Consider the following 17,253-nt stretch of genomic DNA (forward strand, 5'->3'; position numbering starts at 1 on the left):
GGCCCGGCTATTAGCGGGCCACGCGGAAGAACGATAGGGGCTTAAAGGTCAGCCGCCCCGCTGCGGTTCGACCCAGCCAATGGTTCCGTCGCCACGGCGATACACCATGTTATACGATCCGGTGCCCGAATTCTTGAACAACAGCGCGGCTGTATTGCGCAGGTCGAGCATCATCACGGCATCGGACACGCTGGCATCGGGAATGTCGACGCGGGTTTCGGCGATGATCAGGGGTGCATCGCCCGCCTCATCTTCATCGACCTGTTCGGCGAACAGGGTATAGCCCGCATCATAGGCCCCCGCCTCGGCCAGTTCGATCGCCTGGCCCGCATTGCGATCCTTCAGGCGGCGCGAGTAACGGCGCAGCTGCTTTTCGATCTTGGTGGCGGCGCCGTCGAAGGACAGATGCGCGTCCTGTGCATCGTGGCGGCCCTTCAGGACGAGGCCGCGGGTCACGTGCATGACGATATCGCATTTGAAGCCGATATCGTGCGGCCCCTTGCCGAACGTCACCTCCGACGACATGGCGCGGGCGAAATATTTCTCGGCGATACCCTGAAGCCGGTCCGTCACATGGGTCCGCAGCGCGTCGCCCGTTTCGACCTGATGACCAGAAATCCGGATATCCATCGTCTTCTCCTTGTCTTACACGACTGGGACGGTCCTTTTGGCCTGTCCCGTGGCGTCAACCGGACGCCTCGGCCCCCCAAATCGGATCGGTGATACCCTTTAGAAACGCGGCATGGGCGGCAAGTTCCCCCTCGCTGGGGCGGAAGATGCGCGGCGGCAGGACTTTGGCGGGCGCGCGGGCGACGACGACCGGCCCCGCCTCCACCATGGTCTCGGCCAGCAGGCCCAGCCCGATCTGGCGCCCGCCCATAAGCTCAACATAGACCTGTGCCAGCAGCTGCGCGTCGAGCAGCGCGCCGTGCAGCACGCGGTGCGACCGGTCGACGCCGTAACGCGAACACAGCGCGTCGAGCGTATGCTTGGCCCCCGGATGCTTGCTGCGCGCGATGGCCAGCGTATCGACCATCCGCGTCCTCTCGCAGACAGGCGGAAAGCCCAGCGCGCCCAGCTCGCCATTGATGAAGCCGAAGTCGAAGGTCGCATTGTGCGCGATCAGCGGCGCGTCGCCGATGAAGTCGAGAAACTCGGCCACGCCCTGGGCGAAGACCGGCTTGTCCTTCAGAAAGGCGTCGGACAGGCCGTGGATCGCCTGCGCCTCGGGGGGCATGGCGCGTTCGGGGTTGAAATAGGCGTGATAGGTCCGCCCCGTCTCGACCCGGTTGACCAGTTCGACACAGCCGATTTCGACCAGCCGGTCGCCTTCCGAAAATTTGAACCCTGTCGTTTCGGTGTCGAAAACGATCTCTCTCATGCCCCGACTATCGGACTTCGGAGTCCCGCATGCAAGTGATCAGCCGCTGCACCGCGCGCTTTGTGTCGGTGATGGGAATATCGGTCGCGATGACGTGATCGGCGCGCGCGCGCTTGTCGGCATCGGACAGCTGACGTGCGAGAATCGCGTCTAATTTCTCGCGCGTCATGCCGGGCCTTGCCAACACCCTGGCCTCCTGCACGGCGGGTTCTGCCGATACGACCAACACCTTATCCACAGCCTTATCCCCGCCCGTTTCGAACAGCAAAGGCACGTCGACGACGACCAGCGGCGCGTCGGCATGGCGGTGGAGAAAGGCGGCGCGCTCGGCCTGGACCGCCGGGTGGACGATCCGCTCGAGCCGCCGCATCGCCGAATCATCGCCCAGCACCGCGCGCCCCAGCGCCGTGCGATTCACGCCGTTCGCATCGGTGGTGCCGGGAAAGGCCGATTCGATCGCCGCGACCAGCCGCCCGCCCGGCCCCTGAAGCTGGTGGACACAGGCATCGGCGTCGAACACCGGCACGCCCTCGTCGCGGAACATCTGCGCGACGGTGGACTTGCCCATGCCGATCGAGCCGGTCAGCCCGAGGACGATCATCCGAGCAGAAGGCCGCGCAGTTCCTCGTCGCGGTCGCGAGGCGGCTCGGCACCGAAGAACAGCTCGAACGCCACCGCCGCCTGGCCGATCAGCATCTCCAGCCCGTCGATCGTGTCGAGATCGCGTGCCCGTGCCACCGCCAGCAGGTCGGTCTCCAGCGGGGCATAGACGATGTCATAGACCACCGCCTCCTCGGGCAGCGCCGACAGGTCGAGGGCGAGCGGCGGCTGACCGGTCATCCCCAGGCTGGTCGCGTTGACGACCAGGGCCGAGGGCGGCACCGCCGCGCCGATCGGCAGCGCCTGGCCCTTCAGGCCGAAGGAGGACAGCAGCGCCGCGCCCTTGAGCACGTTGCGGTTGAACAGCGTCACCGGGCCGACGCCCATGCGCGACAGCGCGAACAGGATGGCGCGCGCCGCCCCCCCTGCCCCGATCACCGTCACCGGCTGCCCCGCGAGGTCCAGCCCGCTCAGCGGCGCATAGAATCCCGCCGCATCGGTGTTGGTGCCGACCAGCGCGCCGTCCTCGGCCCGGATCACCGTGTTGATCGCGCCGATCGTGGTGCGGACGTCGCCGCGATCCTCGACATGCGCCAGCGCCTCGACCTTGTGCGGCACGGTGACGTTGCAGCCGCGCCAATGGGGATCGGCCTTGCGCTCGGCGAAATAGGCCGCCAGCCCCTCGGGCGCGACGTGGACCGCGCGATACGCGACGTCGAGGCCCAGCGCCTCGGCCCAGAAATTGTGGATGATCGGCGATTTGGAATGGCTGATCGGGTCGCCGATCACCTCTGCATAGGGCTTGGTCATCATGAATCCTGTCAGGCGGCCATCCAGCCGCGCTCGCGCAGATAGCCCAGCACGGGCAGCAACGGCATACCGAGAATGGTGAAATGGCTTCCCTCGATCCGCGAGAAGAGCTGGATGCCGGGCCCCTCGATCCGGAAACAGCCGACACAGCCCGCGATTTCGGGCCATTCCTGATCCAGATAGCGATCGATAAAGGCACCCGAAAGCGGGCGGACATGGAGTTTGGCGCGCTCGACATGCCGCCAGACGGGGCGACCATGTTCGGCGATGACGGCGGCGCTCCACAGTTCGTGGCTGCCTCCGCTCATCCGAGCGAGATGCTCGGCCGCTTCCTCGCGGCTCTCGGGCTTGTCGAGCAGCGTGCCGTCGGCCAGCGCGACGATCGAATCCGATCCCAGCACCGGGACCGGCCCGGCATTCGCCGACACCTTCACCGCCTTCATCTCGGCCAGCGCGTCGGACAGGTCGCGGGGGGAGGCGCCCGCCATCGCCGCCTTCACGCCCGCCTCGTCGACGCGCGCGGGCAACGCCTCATAGGCCACTCCGGCGGCGTCGAGCATCGCCCGGCGCGAGGCGCTTTGCGAGGCGAGGATGATCATGCTTCGGCCTTTCGTTGATTCACCAGCGAGATGATCGCCGCCGCCGTCTCCTCGATCGAGCGGCGGGTGACGTCGATCACCGGCCAGTCATTGTCGGCGAACATACGCCTGGCAAAGGTCAGTTCGCGATTGACCGCTTCCTGCTCGACATAATCGGTGTCGGGCGCCTGGTTCAGCGAGAGCAGCCGGTTGCGCCGGATCGCGATCAGCCGGTCGGCGCTGGTGGTCAGCCCGACGACCAGCGGCTTTTTCAGCGTGAACAGGAAGGGGGGCGGGGGGCTTTCGACCACGATCGGGATGTTGGCGGTCTTGAACCCGCGATTGGCGAGATAGATGGAGGTCGGCGTCTTGGACGAGCGGCTGACGCCCGCCAGCACGATATCGGCCTCCTCCCATTCCTCCCACGCGATGCCGTCGTCATGCGCGATGGTGAACTGGATCGCATCGACCCGCGCGAAATAGGCGGCGTCGAGGACATGCTGGCGACCGGGCCGCATCTTGGCCTGCACGCCCAACAGCCCCGACAGCGCGGCATTGACCGGGTCGAGCGGCGCGACCGTGGGCAGGCCCAGCGCATGGCAGCGGCTCTCCAGCACGCGCCGGGTCGTCGGGTTGACCAGCGTATAGATCACCAGCCCCGGATTCTGCGCGATCTCCTGAAGGATACGCTCCAGATGGCTCTCGGTGCGGACCATCGGCCAGAAGTGCCGGACGGTTTCCACATCGTCATATTGGGCCAGCGCCGCCTTGGCGATGTTCTCCAGCGTCTCGCCCGTGGAATCGGACAAAAGGTGGAGGTGGAGCCGCGTCGTCATGACCGGCCTAATGACTCTGTGGATAACATGGGAAGAATCGGTAGCGTAACTTCGCCGACCGGCCAAGCGGCGGACCGGCGGTGGATAACGACCGATTCGTCCACAATGAATCTCACAGGCCCGATTCTTTTCCACAGCCTGTGAGTTACGGGGGTCATGAATCCGAATCCCGTTGAATCGGCGATTCCCCATGAGTCAACGTGTTGGCATATCGGGGAGAGCCGCATAATCCCGACAACCAACGTGCCAACCACTTCAACAATCCATTCTTAGAATCTTCTTATTTAGAAGAAGGGGGGTCTCCTGACCGACGTTGCGATTCAAAAGCCCCTGCTCGCCGTGCTGAACGGAGAGCGGCAGGCGACACCGCCCATGTGGCTCATGCGACAGGCCGGACGCTATCTGCCCGAGTATCGCGAACTCCGGGCGCAGAAGGGCGGCTTCCTGGCCCTGGCCACCGATCCGGCGGCGGCGGCCGAGGTGACGGTGCAGCCGATCCGGCGCTTCGGGTTCGACGGCGCGATCCTGTTCTCCGACATCCTGATGGTCCCCTGGGCGCTGGGCCAGGATCTGAGCTTCGGGGCGGGGGAGGGGCCGCGTCTGGCGCCCGCGCTGGTCGATCATGCGCTGGGTGCCCTCGAGCGCGTCCCTGAGCGGCTCGACCCGGTCTATGCCACCGTGGCGGGGGTGAAGGCGCAATTGCCGCTCCAGACCACCTTTCTGGGCTTTGCGGGCTCTCCCTGGACGGTCGCGACCTATATGGTGGCGGGGCAGGGATCGAAGGACCAGGGCGAGACGCGGCGCTTCGCCTATGCCGACCCGGCTGGCTTCGGCGCAATCATCGATGCGATCGTGACCATGACCGTCGACTATCTGGCGGGGCAGGTCGCCAACGGGGTCGAGGCGGTGCAGTTGTTCGACAGCTGGGCGGGGTCGCTGAGCCCGGCGCAATTCGAGCGCTGGGTGATCGCCCCCAATGCCGCGATCGTCGAAGGTTTCCGCCAGCGTTGCCCGGGCGTGCCGGTCATCGGCTTCCCCAAGGGGGCCGGGGGCAAGCTGCCCGCTTATGCCCGTGAGACGGGGGTGGATGCGGTCGGGCTGGACGAGACGGTCGATCCAGTCTGGGCCGACACCTATCTGCCCGAGGACCTGCCGGTGCAGGGCAATCTCGACCCGCTGGCGCTGATCGCGGGCGGCGAGGCGCTGGACGGTGCGGTCGACCGCATCCTGGCGGCGTTCACCGAGCGGCCGCATATCTTCAACCTGGGCCATGGCATCCTGCCCGACACGCCGATCGCGCATGTCGAGCGGCTGATCGCCCGTGTACGGAGCGCATCATGATCGGACTGCTCGGCGCCGCCTATGAATGGGTGAAAGCGGCGCATATCATCTTCGTGATCTTCTGGATGGCCGGGCTGTTCATGATGCCGCGCTATCTGGTCTATCACCAGGAGGCGCTGGTCGCGGGCGATGCGGCGGATGCCGCGCGCTGGGTCGAGCGCGAGGGCAAGCTGCGCGCCATCATCCTGACGCCCGCGATGATCGCGGTGTGGGTGCTGGGGCTGTTGCTGGGGGCGTCGCTGGGGGTGTTTTCCGGTGTGCCGGGGCTGGGATGGCTGCATGCCAAGCTGTTCTTCGTGCTGCTGCTCAGCGGCTATCATGGCTGGATGGTCGGCTATTCCAAAAAGCTGGCGCGGGGGCAGATGACGCTGACCGGCAAGCAGCTGCGTATGATCAACGAAGTGCCCGCGCTGGCGGCGGCGGTGATCGTGGTACTGGTGGTCATCAAGCCGTTCTGACCTTCTTGCTCCCCGCTCGCAGGCGGGAGGGCCCTTCTATTTGCTCCCCTCCCGTAAACGGGAGGGGTTGGGGGAGGGCAGGGAGTCTCACCGAGACCAACCCCTGCGGCCTTTCCCTCCCCCATCCCCTCCCGCAGGCGGGAGGGGCGTGGGTCTCATGGGGGGGCGGGCCCTTTCCCCATTGACTTGGGGGTCCCCGAATCCTAACTCAAATCTTGTACGGCGCGGTCCTCGCGTCGCGTACGCTTCCTTATCGACAGCCTCGTTTCGCCGCGATCCTCGCCGACCGACGCCCTCCGACCATCCGGACCGATCCCCATGCATCTGAAAGACCTGAAGAAGAAGACCCCCGCCGACCTCGTGCAGCTGGCCGAGGAACTGGGGGTCGAGAGCGCGTCGACGCTGCGCAAGCAGGACCTGCTCTTCGCCATCCTGAAGGAGCAGGCGGAAAAGGGCGACCAGATCATGGGGCTGGGCACGATCGAGGTGCTGCCCGACGGTTTCGGCTTCCTGCGCTCGCCGGAAGCGAACTATCTCGCCGGGCCCGACGACATCTATGTCTCGCCCAACCAGGTCCGCAAGCACGGCCTGCGCACCGGCGACACGGTGGAAGGCGAGATCCGCGCGCCCAAGGACGGCGAGCGCTATTTCGCGCTGACCAAGCTGACCAGCGTCAATTTCGACGATCCCGAGGCGGTCCGCCACCGCGTCAATTTCGACAACCTGACCCCGCTCTACCCCGAGCAGAAGCTGATCCTCGACCCCGCCGACCCGACCCAGAAGGACAAGTCGGCGCGCGTCATCGACATCGTCAGCCCCCAGGGCAAGGGCCAGCGCACGCTGATCGTCGCGCCCCCGCGCGTGGGTAAGACGGTGATGCTGCAGAACATCGCCAAGGCGATCACCGACAACCATCCCGAAGTCTTCCTGATCGTCCTCCTCATCGACGAGCGTCCGGAAGAAGTCACCGACATGCAGCGCTCGGTGCGCGGCGAGGTCGTCTCCTCGACCTTCGACGAACCGGCGCAGCGCCACGTCCAGGTCGCCGAGATGGTGATCGAAAAGGCCAAGCGCCTGGTCGAGCACAAGAAGGATGTGGTCATCCTGCTCGACTCGATCACCCGTCTGGGCCGCGCCTACAACACGGTCGTGCCATCGTCGGGCAAGGTGCTGACCGGCGGCGTCGATGCGAACGCGCTCCAGCGGCCGAAGCGCTTCTTCGGCGCGGCGCGCAATATCGAGGAGGGCGGCTCGCTCTCGATCATCGCCACCGCGCTGATCGACACCGGCAGCCGCATGGACGAGGTTATCTTCGAAGAGTTCAAGGGCACCGGCAACTCGGAAATCGTCCTCGACCGCAAGGTGGCGGACAAGCGCATCTTCCCGGCGATGGATGTCGGCAAGTCGGGCACCCGCAAGGAAGAGCTGCTGGTCGAGAAGGACAAGCTGTCCAAGATGTGGGTGCTGCGCCGCATCCTCATGCAGATGGGCACGATCGATTCGATGGAGTTCCTGCTCGACAAGATGAAGAACTCGAAGACCAACGAGGATTTCTTCGACTCGATGAACCAGTAACCGGCGCTCGGCGGGGTCATGCGGCCCCGCGACGCTACGGAAATAGGGGTTCGCCGGCGGAATTGGTCCCGCTTGCGAACCCATTTTCGTTTTGGGGCGTTAGCAGGCCCGATCCCACCCCCTTTCGGGATCGTGCCGGTCCAAGCACGGCACGGCCGCGTCGTTGCTTACCAGGCGGCGCGGCCAAACGGGGGGCACCCCAAACTCCGTTCAGCCTGAGCGAAGTCGAAGGCCAAGCGTCTCCGTTGGCGAAACGCACACCATGCGCTTCGACGTCGCCCCGCGGGAATGGAAGGGGGAAAGGCGCTCCGGCCCTTACGGCCGGGTGCGCCCGCCGCCCATGCCACCGCCCTGGCCGCCACCTGCGCCGGGTGCGCCCACCGCGCCGATATTGCCGAACAGGTCCTGGAAGAAGCCGCGCTTGCGGCCCAGCGTCGGGGTGGTCTTGCCATAGGGCGAGATGTCGGCGACCTGATCCACGCCCGAGCGGCGGATCGTCGTCACGTTGCCCGCCTGGTCGAAGCTGATCTGAAGCGTGATCTGCGACGCCGGCTTGGGCAGGTTGAAGCCCAGATTGCGGCTGTCGCGCGCGACATAATACCAGTCGCCGCCGCCGAACTGGCTGGAGATGGTCGGCGTGCCCAGCGTCTGGAGCACCGACTGGCGGTTATCCACGCCCGGCTGGATCGAGTTGACGAGATCGGTGTCGACCACATAACCCTGATGCGACCGCAGCGGCGTGCAGGCCGACGCGGCCAAGGCCATCGCCAGGCCAAGCCCGAGGGCGCGGGTCGAAGAAACGCTCATCATCATCTCCGGGCCGGGGGATCGGCCGCACAGGCAAATATACAGGCGGTCGATCCGCTCGACCGTCACCCCCTCGATATGCCAAGGGAAAGACGCATACAAGCACTCGCGCGGGTGTGATCGCGCAAGGCGAGGGAGGGGCGGATGGCCGCGGGCTGGCTGAAGCGGATGGTGGCGCGCTATTTCGGGCGCGACGGGGACGAGGCGTTGCCGCTCTACAACGCGGTGGTGCTGCGCGCGCGCGAACCGCATTGGTATGTCGAGGGCGCGGTGCCCGACACGGTCGATGGCCGGTTCGACATGATCGCGGCGATCCTATCGCTGGTCCTGATCCGGCTGGAGCGGGAGTCCGAGGGGGCGGCGCTGGCCGCGCGGTTGACCGAACGCTTCGTCACCGACATGGACGGGCAGTTGCGCGAGCTGGGCATCGGCGACATCGTGGTCGGCAAGCATATCGGCCGGATGATGGCGATGCTCGGCGGCCGCCTGACCGCCTATCGCGACGGACTGGCGGGGGAGGGGGCGGCGCTGGATGCCGCCTTGCTCCGCAATCTGTATCGGGGGGATGCGCCCGCCGGTCCGGACGCCGTCGCCCATGTGCGCGATCGGATGCGCGATCTGTCTGAACGGCTGGCGGCGGTGTCGCTGGCCCGATTGAGAATGGGAGAATTGCCGTGACCCCCGAATGGAGCCGCCCCGAAAAGATCGACACGATCGGCGAGCGTGAAAAGCCCGTGACGATCCAGGCCTCGGAGGAGGAGCGCCGTGCGCTGGCCGGGCGGTTCGGACTGGTGTCGATCGACGCCCTTACCGCCGATCTGGTCGTCCGGCGCGATGCGATGGGCATCCTCGTCACCGGCACGGTCCGCGCGAAGGTGGCCCAGCCCTGTTCGGTGACCGGCGACCCGGTGCCCGCCACGGTCGACGAGCCGGTGGCGTTGCGCTTCGTCGAACCTTCGGCCCATGGCGGCGATGAGGAGATCGAGCTGTCCGAGGATTCGCTCGACACGATCGAGATCGAGGGCGGCACGATCGATCTGGGCGAGGCCGCGGCCGAAACCATGGCGCTCTCACTCGACCCGTTTCCGCGCAGCCCCCAGGCGGCGGCGGCCTTGAAGGAAGCGGGCGTGATCAGCGAGGATGAGGCCGGGCCGTTCGGCGCGCTGGCGGGATTGAAGGCCAAGCTGGAGGGGAAGGAGTAACTTCCTTCATTCACGCCACTTTTTCCGGATTATCCACAGGCTATCAACAGATGGCCAACAGGTCGCCAACGGTTTTTGGGATCATTTTCCGACAGATCGGCCCACAGCCTATCAGGGGTCAGGTCAGGGTGTGTCGGGCCCCAGCGTGGGATCCAGGTCGCGCGGCCGGATAAAGGCGATCAGGGTCGCGCTGTGTGAAGCGGCATCCGCCCACCGGGTGATCGGCAGGGTCAGCTGCGCGACGGTGGCGGTGGGATATTTCTCCTCGACCCGGTCGCGCAGTTCGCCGTCGCGGGTCAGGTCGAGGACCAGATCCTCCAGCCCGGGATTATGCCCGACCATCAGGACATGGTCGCAGGCATCGGGCAGCGCATGGACCTGATCGAGCAGACTGGCCGAGGAGGCGAGGTAGAGCGCCTTGTCCCAGACCGGCGCGAGCTTGCGGCCATAGCCGCTCCACACTTCGTCCAGCGTCTCGATCACGCGGACGGCGGGCGAGGCGAGGATATGGTCGAAGGCCATGTCGAGCGATTTCAGATGGCGTCCCATCATCGCCGCCGCGCGCCGCCCCTTGGCGTTGAGCGGCCGGTCGAAGTCGCGGGCGACGGGATCGTCCCAGCTCGATTTGGCATGGCGAAGCAGCGTCAGCGTCTTCATCGGATCGGATTCTCCGTCGCGGCGGCCAGCGGGGTGTCCACCGATCCATGCCCGATCCCGGCGTCGGAGGAAAGCCGGGCCGCGACCCGCGCGACCGCCTCGTCGAGCGTGACGCGCGCGATCGCCACGCCTGGTGGAAAGGCGTCGAGCAGGCGCGACGGCATGGCGGCGGACAGCAGCACGAAGGCGCCGCGATCGTCGGCGCGGCGGATCAACCGGCCGAACGCCTGGGCCAGTCGCGCGCGGACGATGCGGTCGTCATAGGCGCTGCCGCCCCCCGCCAGCTTGCGCGCGGCATGCAGCACGGTCGGCTTGGGCCAGGGCACGCCCTCCATCACCACCAGCCGCAACGAAGCGCCGGGCACGTCCACCCCGTCGCGCAGCGCATCGGTGCCGAGCAGCGACGCCGACGGATCGTCGCGAAAGATATCCACCAGCGTCCCCGTGTCGATCGGATCGACATGCTGTGCGTGCAACGCCAGCCCCTCGCGCGCCAGCCGGTCGGCGATCCGGCCATGCACGCCGCGCAACCGTCGGATCGCGGTAAACAGTCCCAGCGTGCCCCCGCGCGATGCCGCGATCAGCCGGGCATAGGCATTGGCCAGTTGGGGAATGTCGCCGCGCTTGACGTCGGTGACGATCAGCACCTCGGCCCGGCTCGGATAATCGAACGGGCTGGGGGCGACGAAATGGGCAGGGCCACGCGCCAGATGCGGCGCGCCGGTCCGCGCCTCCGCCACGTCCCAGTCGCCGCCCGCGCGCAGGGTCGCCGAGGTGACGAGCGCGCCATGCGCGGGCTTCAGCACGATTTCGGCAAAGGGGCGGGTGGGGTCGAGCCAGTGCCGGTGCAGCCCGATATCATATTCGCGCCCCTCGACCCGGTCGACCGCCAGCCAGTCGACAAAGTCGGGATCGGCAGGGCCGCCGATCCGCGCCAGCAGCGACAACCAGGCGGCGACCGTCTCGGCGCGCCAGGCGATCGACGCGATCGCGCCTTCCACCCGCGCGCGCGCCTGACCGTCGAGCCAGTCGGGCGCTTCCTGCAACACCGCCTCCAGCCGCTGGCCGAGCGTCACCAGGGGGCGGAGCAGCGCGTCGAGCGCGTGCGCAGCAGGACCGGCGGCATCGATCAGTTCGGGGGAGGGGTCGGCGAGTTCGGTCTCCAGACCATAGCCCGCATCGCCGGTTTGTTCGGCGCGGGCAAAGGCCAGCCCCCGCACCGCCGCCAACAGCGTCTCGATCGGACCGAAGGGCTGGCCCTCCGCTAGTCGGCCGAGCCAGCCTTCGCTCGCCAGCGCATGCGCGGCCTGCACCGCATCGCCGATCGCGCGATTGCCGCCCTCGTCATAGCTGGCGACATCGGACAGCCGCGCCGCCAGACCGCGCCGCCGTCCGCGCGACCCGGCCTCGGGGCCCAGGATCCAGCGGCGCAGCTCGATCGTCTCCGATCCGGTCAGCGCGGTGGCGAACATCGAGTCCGCCGCGTCGAACAGGTGATGGCCCTCGTCGAAGACATAGCGGGTCGGCCGGGTCTGCGTCTCGCGCCCGCGCGCGGCATTGACCATCACCAGCGCATGGTTGGCGATGACGATGTCCGCCTGCACCGAGGCGCGCGCCGCCCGCTCGATGAAGCATTTCCGATAATGCGGGCAGCCCGCATAGACGCACTCGCCGCGCCGATCGGTCAGCGCGGCCGATCCGTTGCGCCGGAACAAAGTGGTCAGCCAGCCGGGCAGGTCGCCGCCGACCATATCGCCATCGCCGGTATAGGCCGCCCAGCGCGCGACCAGCTGCGCCAGCACCGCCGCGCGTCCCGCGAACCCGCCCTGAAGCGCGTCCTCCAGATTGAGCAGACAGAGATAATTCTCCCGCCCCTTGCGCGTGACCACCCGTTCCTTGCGCAGCACCGCGTCGGGGAAGATGCGCGCGGTCTCGCCGCTCAGCTGGCGTTGCAGCGCCTTGGTATAGGTCGAGATCCACACCGCGCCGCCCGCCCGCTCGGCCCAGAGGCTGGCGGGGGCGAGGTAGCCCAGGGTCTTGCCGATGCCGGTCCCCGCTTCGGCCAGGACCATGTTGGGCGTGTCGCGAACCGCGCGCGGTGCGAAGGCGGCGGTGACCGCGGCGGCATAGGCGCGCTGACCCGGCCGTTCCTCGGCCCCGTCGCCGGTCAGCCGGACCAGCCGCTCCTCCGAATCCTGCGGCGGCAGGTCGATGGTGCGCGGGGCGGGGCGGGGGGCATCCTCTTCCCATTCGGGCAGCGCGCTGAACAGCCAGCGTTCGTTGCGCTCGGGCCGGGTCAGGCGCGGACCGATCAGCGGTGCCCAGGGCCAGCGGAGTCGCGCCAGACTCTGCGCGGCGGTCCAGGCACCCTCGCGCTCGGGCCAGGCGCCGTCGGGCATGGCGAGCAACGTCTCGGTCGCGCGGAGGAGGAAGGCCGCGACGTCGGCATCGCTTTCCGGCGGCTCCAGTCCGCAGGCACGGGCAAGGCCATGCGGGGTCGGGACCGCGAATTGGGCGGGGCGCAGGAATGCGAACAACTCGAGGATGTCGAGGCCCGACAATTCGGCATAGCCCAGCCGCTGCCCGATCAACGGCGCGTTGAGAAGGATCACCGGGGTTTCCGACGCCAGCCCGATCGCCTCGCCGCGCGAGACGGCGCGGGTCTGTCCGCTGGTGGAAATCCACACACCGCTATGGCTGGCGTGAAGAGCGGGGTGGGGAAGCGCGGTCACGATGATGATTTGGGGGAGTGGGAACAGGTTGGCAACGGGGAATGGGGTTGGAATCGTTCAGGCCAACGGGTTTGCTGTCCGACCCTCCCAGCAGGGCACTCATTCATGGCGCGCATAACGCTTCACCAACCCACGCCCCTCCCGCAAGCGGGAGGGGATGGGGGAGGGAAAGCCCAGCAATACCCCCTTAGCTGTTCCACGTGGAACAACCCGCAATGTGGATAACTCTGTGGGCAAAGAGCGGATAGCCGGTGGAAATCGCAAAATACGTTGTGAATTGCCCCCCGGCTTGCCAGAGGCAAAATCATGACAGACGAACTTCGCTCCACCGCTCTCGAGTCCAAGGCCTGGCCCTATGAGGAGGCCCGCAAGCTCCTCAAACGCTATCCCGACGGCAAACCGGGCGGCGAGCCGATCCTGTTCGAAACCGGCTATGGCCCCTCGGGGCTCCCGCATATCGGGACGTTCAACGAAGTGCTTCGCACCACCATGGTCCGCAATGCCCTCCATGCGCTGTCGGACCAGAAGACCCGGCTGATCGCCTTTTCGGACGATATGGACGGGTTGCGCAAGGTGCCGGACAATGTCCCCAACCAGGAGATGCTGCGCGAGCATCTCGGCAAGCCGCTGACCCAGGTGCCCGATCCGTTCGAGACGTGCGACAGCTTCGCCGCGCACAATAATGCGATGCTGCGCCAGTTTCTCGACCGCTACGGCTTCGATTACGAGTTCGCCTCCTCGACCGACTATTACACCTCGGGCCGGTTCGACGATGCGCTGCGGCTGGTGCTCCGGCATTTCCAGGGCATTCAGGATGTGATGCTCCCGACCCTGCGCGCCGAGCGCCGCGCCACCTATTCGCCGGTCCTGCCGATCAGCCCCAAGTCGGGCATCGTCCTTCAGGTGCCAATCGAGGTCGTGGATGCCGAGGCGGGCCTGATCGCGTTCGAGGATGAGGGCGAGCGGATCGTCCAGTCGGCGCTGGGCGGCCTGTCCAAGCTGCAATGGAAGGTCGACTGGGCCATGCGCTGGGTCGCGCTGGGCGTGGATTACGAGATGGCGGGCAAGGACCTGATCGACTCGGTCACCCAGTCGTCCAAGATCGCGCGCGTGCTCGGCGGCCGCCCGCCCGAGGGCTTCAACTATGAGATGTTCCTCGACGAGCATGGCGAGAAGATCTCCAAGTCCAAGGGCAATGGCCTGAGCCTCGACCAGTGGCTGACCTATGGGCCGGAGGAGAGCCTGGCCTTCTTCGCTTACCGCGAACCCAAAAAGGCCAAGCAGCTGCACATGGGCGTCATCCCGCGCGCGGTGGACGAATATTGGCAGTTCCGGGTCAACTATCCCAACCAGTCGCTCAAGGAGCAACTGGGCAATCCGGTGCATCACATCCATGACGGCAAGCTGCCCGAGGGTGAACTGCCGGTGACGTTCGGCCTGCTGCTCAATCTGGTTGGCGTGATGGGCGAGGCGACCAAGGAGCAGGTCTGGGGCTATCTCGCCAATTATGTGCCGGAAGCCTCGGCCGCGAAATATCCCGAGCTGGACCGGCTGATCGACCATGCGCTGGCCTATGCGCGTGACTTCGTCGCCCCGACGCTCCAGCGCCGCGCGCCCGAGCCGCATGAGGCCGAGGCGCTGCGCCAGCTCGACGCACAGCTGGCCGCGCTTCCCGAGGGAGCGAGTGCCGAGGATATCCAGAACATCGTCTATGAGATCGGCAAGACCGACGCCTTCCCGTCGCTGCGCGACTGGTTCAAGGCGCTGTACGAGACGCTGCTGGGATCGGCGCAGGGGCCGCGCATGGGCAGCTTCATCGCGCTCTACGGTGTGGACAACAGCCGCAAACTGATCGCCGAGGCGCTCGCCAAGGCGGCGTAAAAGGGAAGGGGGGTGCCGACCGGCTCCCCCCTTTTTCGTATCAGCGGAGATGCTCCGCAAAGAACGCCATGGTGCGTTCGTCCGCCAGCCTGGCCGACTCCTCCGAGCGGCGCTGGCCGAATTCGGCGGCAAAGCCGTGATCCTCGCCGGGATAGTCGTACAACGTCACCTTGGGGTGATCGTCCAGCCCTTCGTGCATCCGCTTCTGCGCGTCCTTGTCGACGAAATGATCCTCTTCCGGAATGTGGAGCAGCACCGGCTTGGCGATCGCATGTTTCTCGCCGAGCAGCCCGTCGATGCCGACGCCATAATAGCCGACACTGGCATCCACATCGGTCCGCGCCGCGGTCATGAAGGCCAGCCGTCCGCCCAGGCAATAGCCGACCACGCCGACCTTGAAGTCCGCGCCATGTTCGTCGCGGATCGCCTTGATCGTCGCCTCGATATCGCGAATGCCGCCGTCCTGATCGAACCGGCCCATCAGGTCGAGCGCCTGCTGCATCTCGTCGGGGACGTCGGGGTCGAGCTCGATACCCGGCGCGATCTTGTGGAAGAGATCGGGCGCGACGGCCAGATAGCCCGCCTCGGCCAGCGTATCGCATTTGCGGCGGATGCCCGCATTGATGCCGAAGATTTCCTGGATGACGATGATCGCCGCGCCCGGCTGTCCCTGCGGCTCGGCGTGATAGGCGTTGAACTGGCCGTCGCCGTGGCCGGCGGCGATGGTCTTGGTCCCGGTCATGTCTACTGGTCTCCTGTGGTCCACGCGATCATAACGCCTTATGCCCGGCTTGGTCGCGATGGAGAATGGCGCATGAAAGTGAATGTGGAAATCGACTGCACGCCCGAAGAAGCGCGGCGTGCGATGGGCCTGCCTGACCTGACGCCGATTCACGAGCGCTATGTCCAGATGATGCTCGACACGATGCAGTCGGGGGTGAAGCCCGAAATGGTCGAGGCGATGATGCGCAGCTGGGCCCCGATGGGCGAGGCGGGCATGGCGATGTGGCGGCGCATGTTCGAGGGGCAGAAGGGCTGATCCGGTGAGCGACACGATCTTCGCCGTATCGAGCGGGCAGCCCCCGGCCGCCATCGCGGTGATCCGGGTCAGCGGCCCGGCGGCGTTCGCGACGGCCGAGCGGCTGGGCGGGCGTCTGCCCGCGCCGCGTCGGGCGGGGCTGCGGACCTTGCGCGACGGGGAGGGGGCGGTGCTGGACTCGGCGCTGATGCTCTGTTTCCCCGGCCCGGCGACGGCGACCGGCGAGGATCTGGTCGAGCTGCATTGCCATGGCGGCCGCGCAGTGGTGGCGGCGGTCGAGGCGGCGCTGGCGACATCACCCGGTGTTCGCCGGGCCGAGCCGGGCGAGTTTACCCGCCGCGCCCTGCTCAACGGCCGGATCGATCTCGCCGAGGCGGAGGGGCTGGCCGATCTGCTCGAAGCCCAGACCGAGCGACAGCGGCGGGCCGCGATCGGCGCGGTCGAGGGACGGGTGAGCCAGGCGCTGCGCGGCTGGATGGACCGGCTCTCCGTTTTGTCCGCCGGGATCGAGGCGATGCTCGATTTCGCCGAGGAGGATGACGTGCCGCTCGACGCCGCCATGGTGGCGCGGATCAGGAGCGACATGACCGCGCTGGCCGCCACGATGCTGGCGGCGGTCGACCAGCCGCCGGTCGACCGGCTGCATGACGGCATCCGGGTGGTGCTGGCGGGGCCGCCCAATAGCGGCAAGTCGACCCTGCTCAACCTGCTGGTCGAACGCGAGGCGGCGATCGTCTCGCCGATTGCGGGGACGACGCGCGATCGGATCGAGGCGAGCGTGCTGCGCGGCGGCATCGCCTATGTGCTGACCGACACGGCGGGTCTGGCCGAGGATACCGACGATGTGATCGAGGCGATCGGCGTCACGCGCGCGCAGGAGGCGATCCAACAGGCCGACATCCTGCTATGGATGGCCGATGCTCCGCCACCGCGCGACGATGCGATCTGGCTGCACGCGCGCGCCGATCTGCCGGGGCGCGAGGCTTTGCCCGAGGGGCGGGCGCTGGCGGTGCGGCGGGACGACGCGGCGACGGTGGCCATGGTCTGGGACGCGATTGCGGCGCATGCGGTGACCCTGCTCCCGCGCGAGGACGCGCTGGGTTTCAAGCGGCACCAGCAGGATCAATGCCGCCGTGCAGCACAGGCGCTGCTCACCGCTCAGAGCGATGACGTGCTGTTGATCGCCGAGGAACTGCGCGTGGCGCGGCAAGCGCTGGCGGCGGTGCTGGGGGTCAGCGCGACCGAGACGATGCTCGATGCCCTGTTCGGACGCTTCTGCCTGGGCAAGTGATGTTCCACGTGGAACGTTTTGCCACGGATCGTCTTTGACGCTGCGCGCCGCTTGCGATAGGGCGG

Annotated in this window: 18 protein-coding genes; 8 read left to right on the top strand and 10 right to left on the bottom strand. The window is 67.2% G+C overall.

The window, feature by feature from the left end:
• Positions 1 to 48 precede the first annotated feature (48 nt).
• The 6 genes from hpf to QE385_RS11115 are packed head-to-tail and all read right to left on the bottom strand — an operon-like array spanning position 49 to position 4,205.
• Positions 49 to 630 carry a ribosome hibernation-promoting factor, HPF/YfiA family gene (hpf, locus tag QE385_RS11090; RefSeq protein ID WP_307101788.1) on the bottom strand — a complete coding sequence of 194 codons (582 nt, stop codon included), beginning with the start codon at positions 628 to 630 and terminating at the stop codon, positions 49 to 51.
• 55 nt (positions 631 to 685) lie between these two features.
• Positions 686 to 1,381: a DNA polymerase III subunit epsilon gene (gene dnaQ, locus QE385_RS11095; protein WP_307101790.1), complete on the bottom strand. Its 696-nt coding sequence runs from the start codon at positions 1,379 to 1,381 to the stop codon at positions 686 to 688.
• A 7-nt stretch (positions 1,382 to 1,388) separates the two neighbouring features.
• Complete coding sequence (coaE, locus tag QE385_RS11100; RefSeq protein WP_307101792.1) at positions 1,389 to 1,982, bottom strand: dephospho-CoA kinase; 594 nt, start codon at positions 1,980 to 1,982, stop codon at positions 1,389 to 1,391.
• On the bottom strand, positions 1,979 to 2,791 hold the full coding sequence (gene aroE / locus QE385_RS11105) for a shikimate dehydrogenase (RefSeq protein ID WP_307101794.1): 813 nt from the start codon (positions 2,789 to 2,791) through the stop codon (positions 1,979 to 1,981). Before aroE ends, coaE begins: the two co-directional genes overlap by 4 nt.
• Before the next feature lie 11 nt (positions 2,792 to 2,802).
• Positions 2,803 to 3,390 (bottom strand): nucleoside triphosphate pyrophosphatase, encoded by a 588-nt coding sequence (locus tag QE385_RS11110; RefSeq protein WP_307101796.1) that lies wholly within the window; start codon positions 3,388 to 3,390, stop codon positions 2,803 to 2,805.
• The gene (locus QE385_RS11115) at positions 3,387 to 4,205 is read right to left on the bottom strand and encodes a pyruvate, water dikinase regulatory protein (RefSeq protein ID WP_307101798.1); all 819 of its coding nucleotides are present in this window, start codon (positions 4,203 to 4,205) and stop codon (positions 3,387 to 3,389) included. The genes QE385_RS11110 and QE385_RS11115 overlap by 4 nt, the downstream gene beginning before the upstream one ends.
• Positions 4,206 to 4,523: 318 nt before the next feature.
• Between QE385_RS11115 and hemE the strand changes: the two genes are divergently transcribed.
• The 3 genes from hemE to rho all read left to right on the top strand — a co-directional run bounded on the left by hemE (position 4,524) and on the right by rho (position 7,579).
• Complete coding sequence (gene hemE / locus QE385_RS11120) at positions 4,524 to 5,546, top strand: uroporphyrinogen decarboxylase (RefSeq protein WP_307104688.1); 1,023 nt, start codon at positions 4,524 to 4,526, stop codon at positions 5,544 to 5,546.
• Positions 5,543 to 6,004: a CopD family protein gene (locus tag QE385_RS11125; protein ID WP_307101800.1), complete on the top strand. Its 462-nt coding sequence runs from the start codon at positions 5,543 to 5,545 to the stop codon at positions 6,002 to 6,004. The genes hemE and QE385_RS11125 overlap by 4 nt, the downstream gene beginning before the upstream one ends.
• A gap of 318 nt (positions 6,005 to 6,322) precedes the next feature.
• Positions 6,323 to 7,579, top strand: coding sequence for a transcription termination factor Rho (rho, locus tag QE385_RS11130; RefSeq protein WP_042486922.1), 1,257 nt, complete (start codon positions 6,323 to 6,325; stop codon positions 7,577 to 7,579).
• A 315-nt stretch (positions 7,580 to 7,894) separates the two neighbouring features.
• Here the strand turns inward: rho and QE385_RS11135 are convergent, their stop codons facing one another.
• The gene (locus QE385_RS11135; protein WP_373424720.1) at positions 7,895 to 8,392 is read right to left on the bottom strand and encodes an outer membrane protein assembly factor BamE; all 498 of its coding nucleotides are present in this window, start codon (positions 8,390 to 8,392) and stop codon (positions 7,895 to 7,897) included.
• Between the two features lie 138 nt (positions 8,393 to 8,530).
• Between QE385_RS11135 and QE385_RS11140 the strand changes: the two genes are divergently transcribed.
• On the top strand, positions 8,531 to 9,064 hold the full coding sequence (locus QE385_RS11140) for a ubiquinol-cytochrome C chaperone family protein (protein ID WP_307101804.1): 534 nt from the start codon (positions 8,531 to 8,533) through the stop codon (positions 9,062 to 9,064).
• The gene (locus tag QE385_RS11145; protein ID WP_307101807.1) at positions 9,061 to 9,588 is read left to right on the top strand and encodes a DUF177 domain-containing protein; all 528 of its coding nucleotides are present in this window, start codon (positions 9,061 to 9,063) and stop codon (positions 9,586 to 9,588) included. The genes QE385_RS11140 and QE385_RS11145 overlap by 4 nt, the downstream gene beginning before the upstream one ends.
• 123 nt (positions 9,589 to 9,711) lie before the next feature.
• Here the strand turns inward: QE385_RS11145 and QE385_RS11150 are convergent, their stop codons facing one another.
• Together QE385_RS11150 and QE385_RS11155 are read right to left on the bottom strand one after the other, a co-directional pair.
• Positions 9,712 to 10,245 (bottom strand): histidine phosphatase family protein, encoded by a 534-nt coding sequence (locus tag QE385_RS11150; protein WP_307101809.1) that lies wholly within the window; start codon positions 10,243 to 10,245, stop codon positions 9,712 to 9,714.
• Positions 10,242 to 12,977 carry an ATP-dependent DNA helicase gene (locus tag QE385_RS11155; RefSeq protein ID WP_307101811.1) on the bottom strand — a complete coding sequence of 912 codons (2,736 nt, stop codon included), beginning with the start codon at positions 12,975 to 12,977 and terminating at the stop codon, positions 10,242 to 10,244. The genes QE385_RS11150 and QE385_RS11155 overlap by 4 nt, the downstream gene beginning before the upstream one ends.
• 306 nt (positions 12,978 to 13,283) lie before the next feature.
• Between QE385_RS11155 and QE385_RS11160 the strand changes: the two genes are divergently transcribed.
• A complete protein-coding gene (locus tag QE385_RS11160) occupies positions 13,284 to 14,858 on the top strand; it encodes a lysine--tRNA ligase (RefSeq protein ID WP_307101813.1) in 1,575 nt (524 codons plus the stop codon).
• A gap of 40 nt (positions 14,859 to 14,898) precedes the next feature.
• Here QE385_RS11160 and QE385_RS11165 read toward each other — a convergent pair whose 3' ends face one another.
• The gene (locus tag QE385_RS11165; RefSeq protein WP_307101815.1) at positions 14,899 to 15,600 is read right to left on the bottom strand and encodes a dienelactone hydrolase family protein; all 702 of its coding nucleotides are present in this window, start codon (positions 15,598 to 15,600) and stop codon (positions 14,899 to 14,901) included.
• Between the two features lie 72 nt (positions 15,601 to 15,672).
• Between QE385_RS11165 and QE385_RS11170 the strand changes: the two genes are divergently transcribed.
• Positions 15,673 to 15,897 carry a DUF6489 family protein gene (locus QE385_RS11170; RefSeq protein WP_306997208.1) on the top strand — a complete coding sequence of 75 codons (225 nt, stop codon included), beginning with the start codon at positions 15,673 to 15,675 and terminating at the stop codon, positions 15,895 to 15,897.
• A 4-nt stretch (positions 15,898 to 15,901) separates the two neighbouring features.
• Positions 15,902 to 17,188 (top strand): tRNA uridine-5-carboxymethylaminomethyl(34) synthesis GTPase MnmE, encoded by a 1,287-nt coding sequence (gene mnmE / locus QE385_RS11175; RefSeq protein ID WP_307101818.1) that lies wholly within the window; start codon positions 15,902 to 15,904, stop codon positions 17,186 to 17,188.
• The last annotated feature ends 65 nt before the right edge of the window (positions 17,189 to 17,253 follow it).

Origin of the sequence: Sphingomonas sp. SORGH_AS_0950 (assembly GCF_030818415.1) — a bacterium.
GTDB lineage: Bacteria > Pseudomonadota > Alphaproteobacteria > Sphingomonadales > Sphingomonadaceae > Sphingomonas.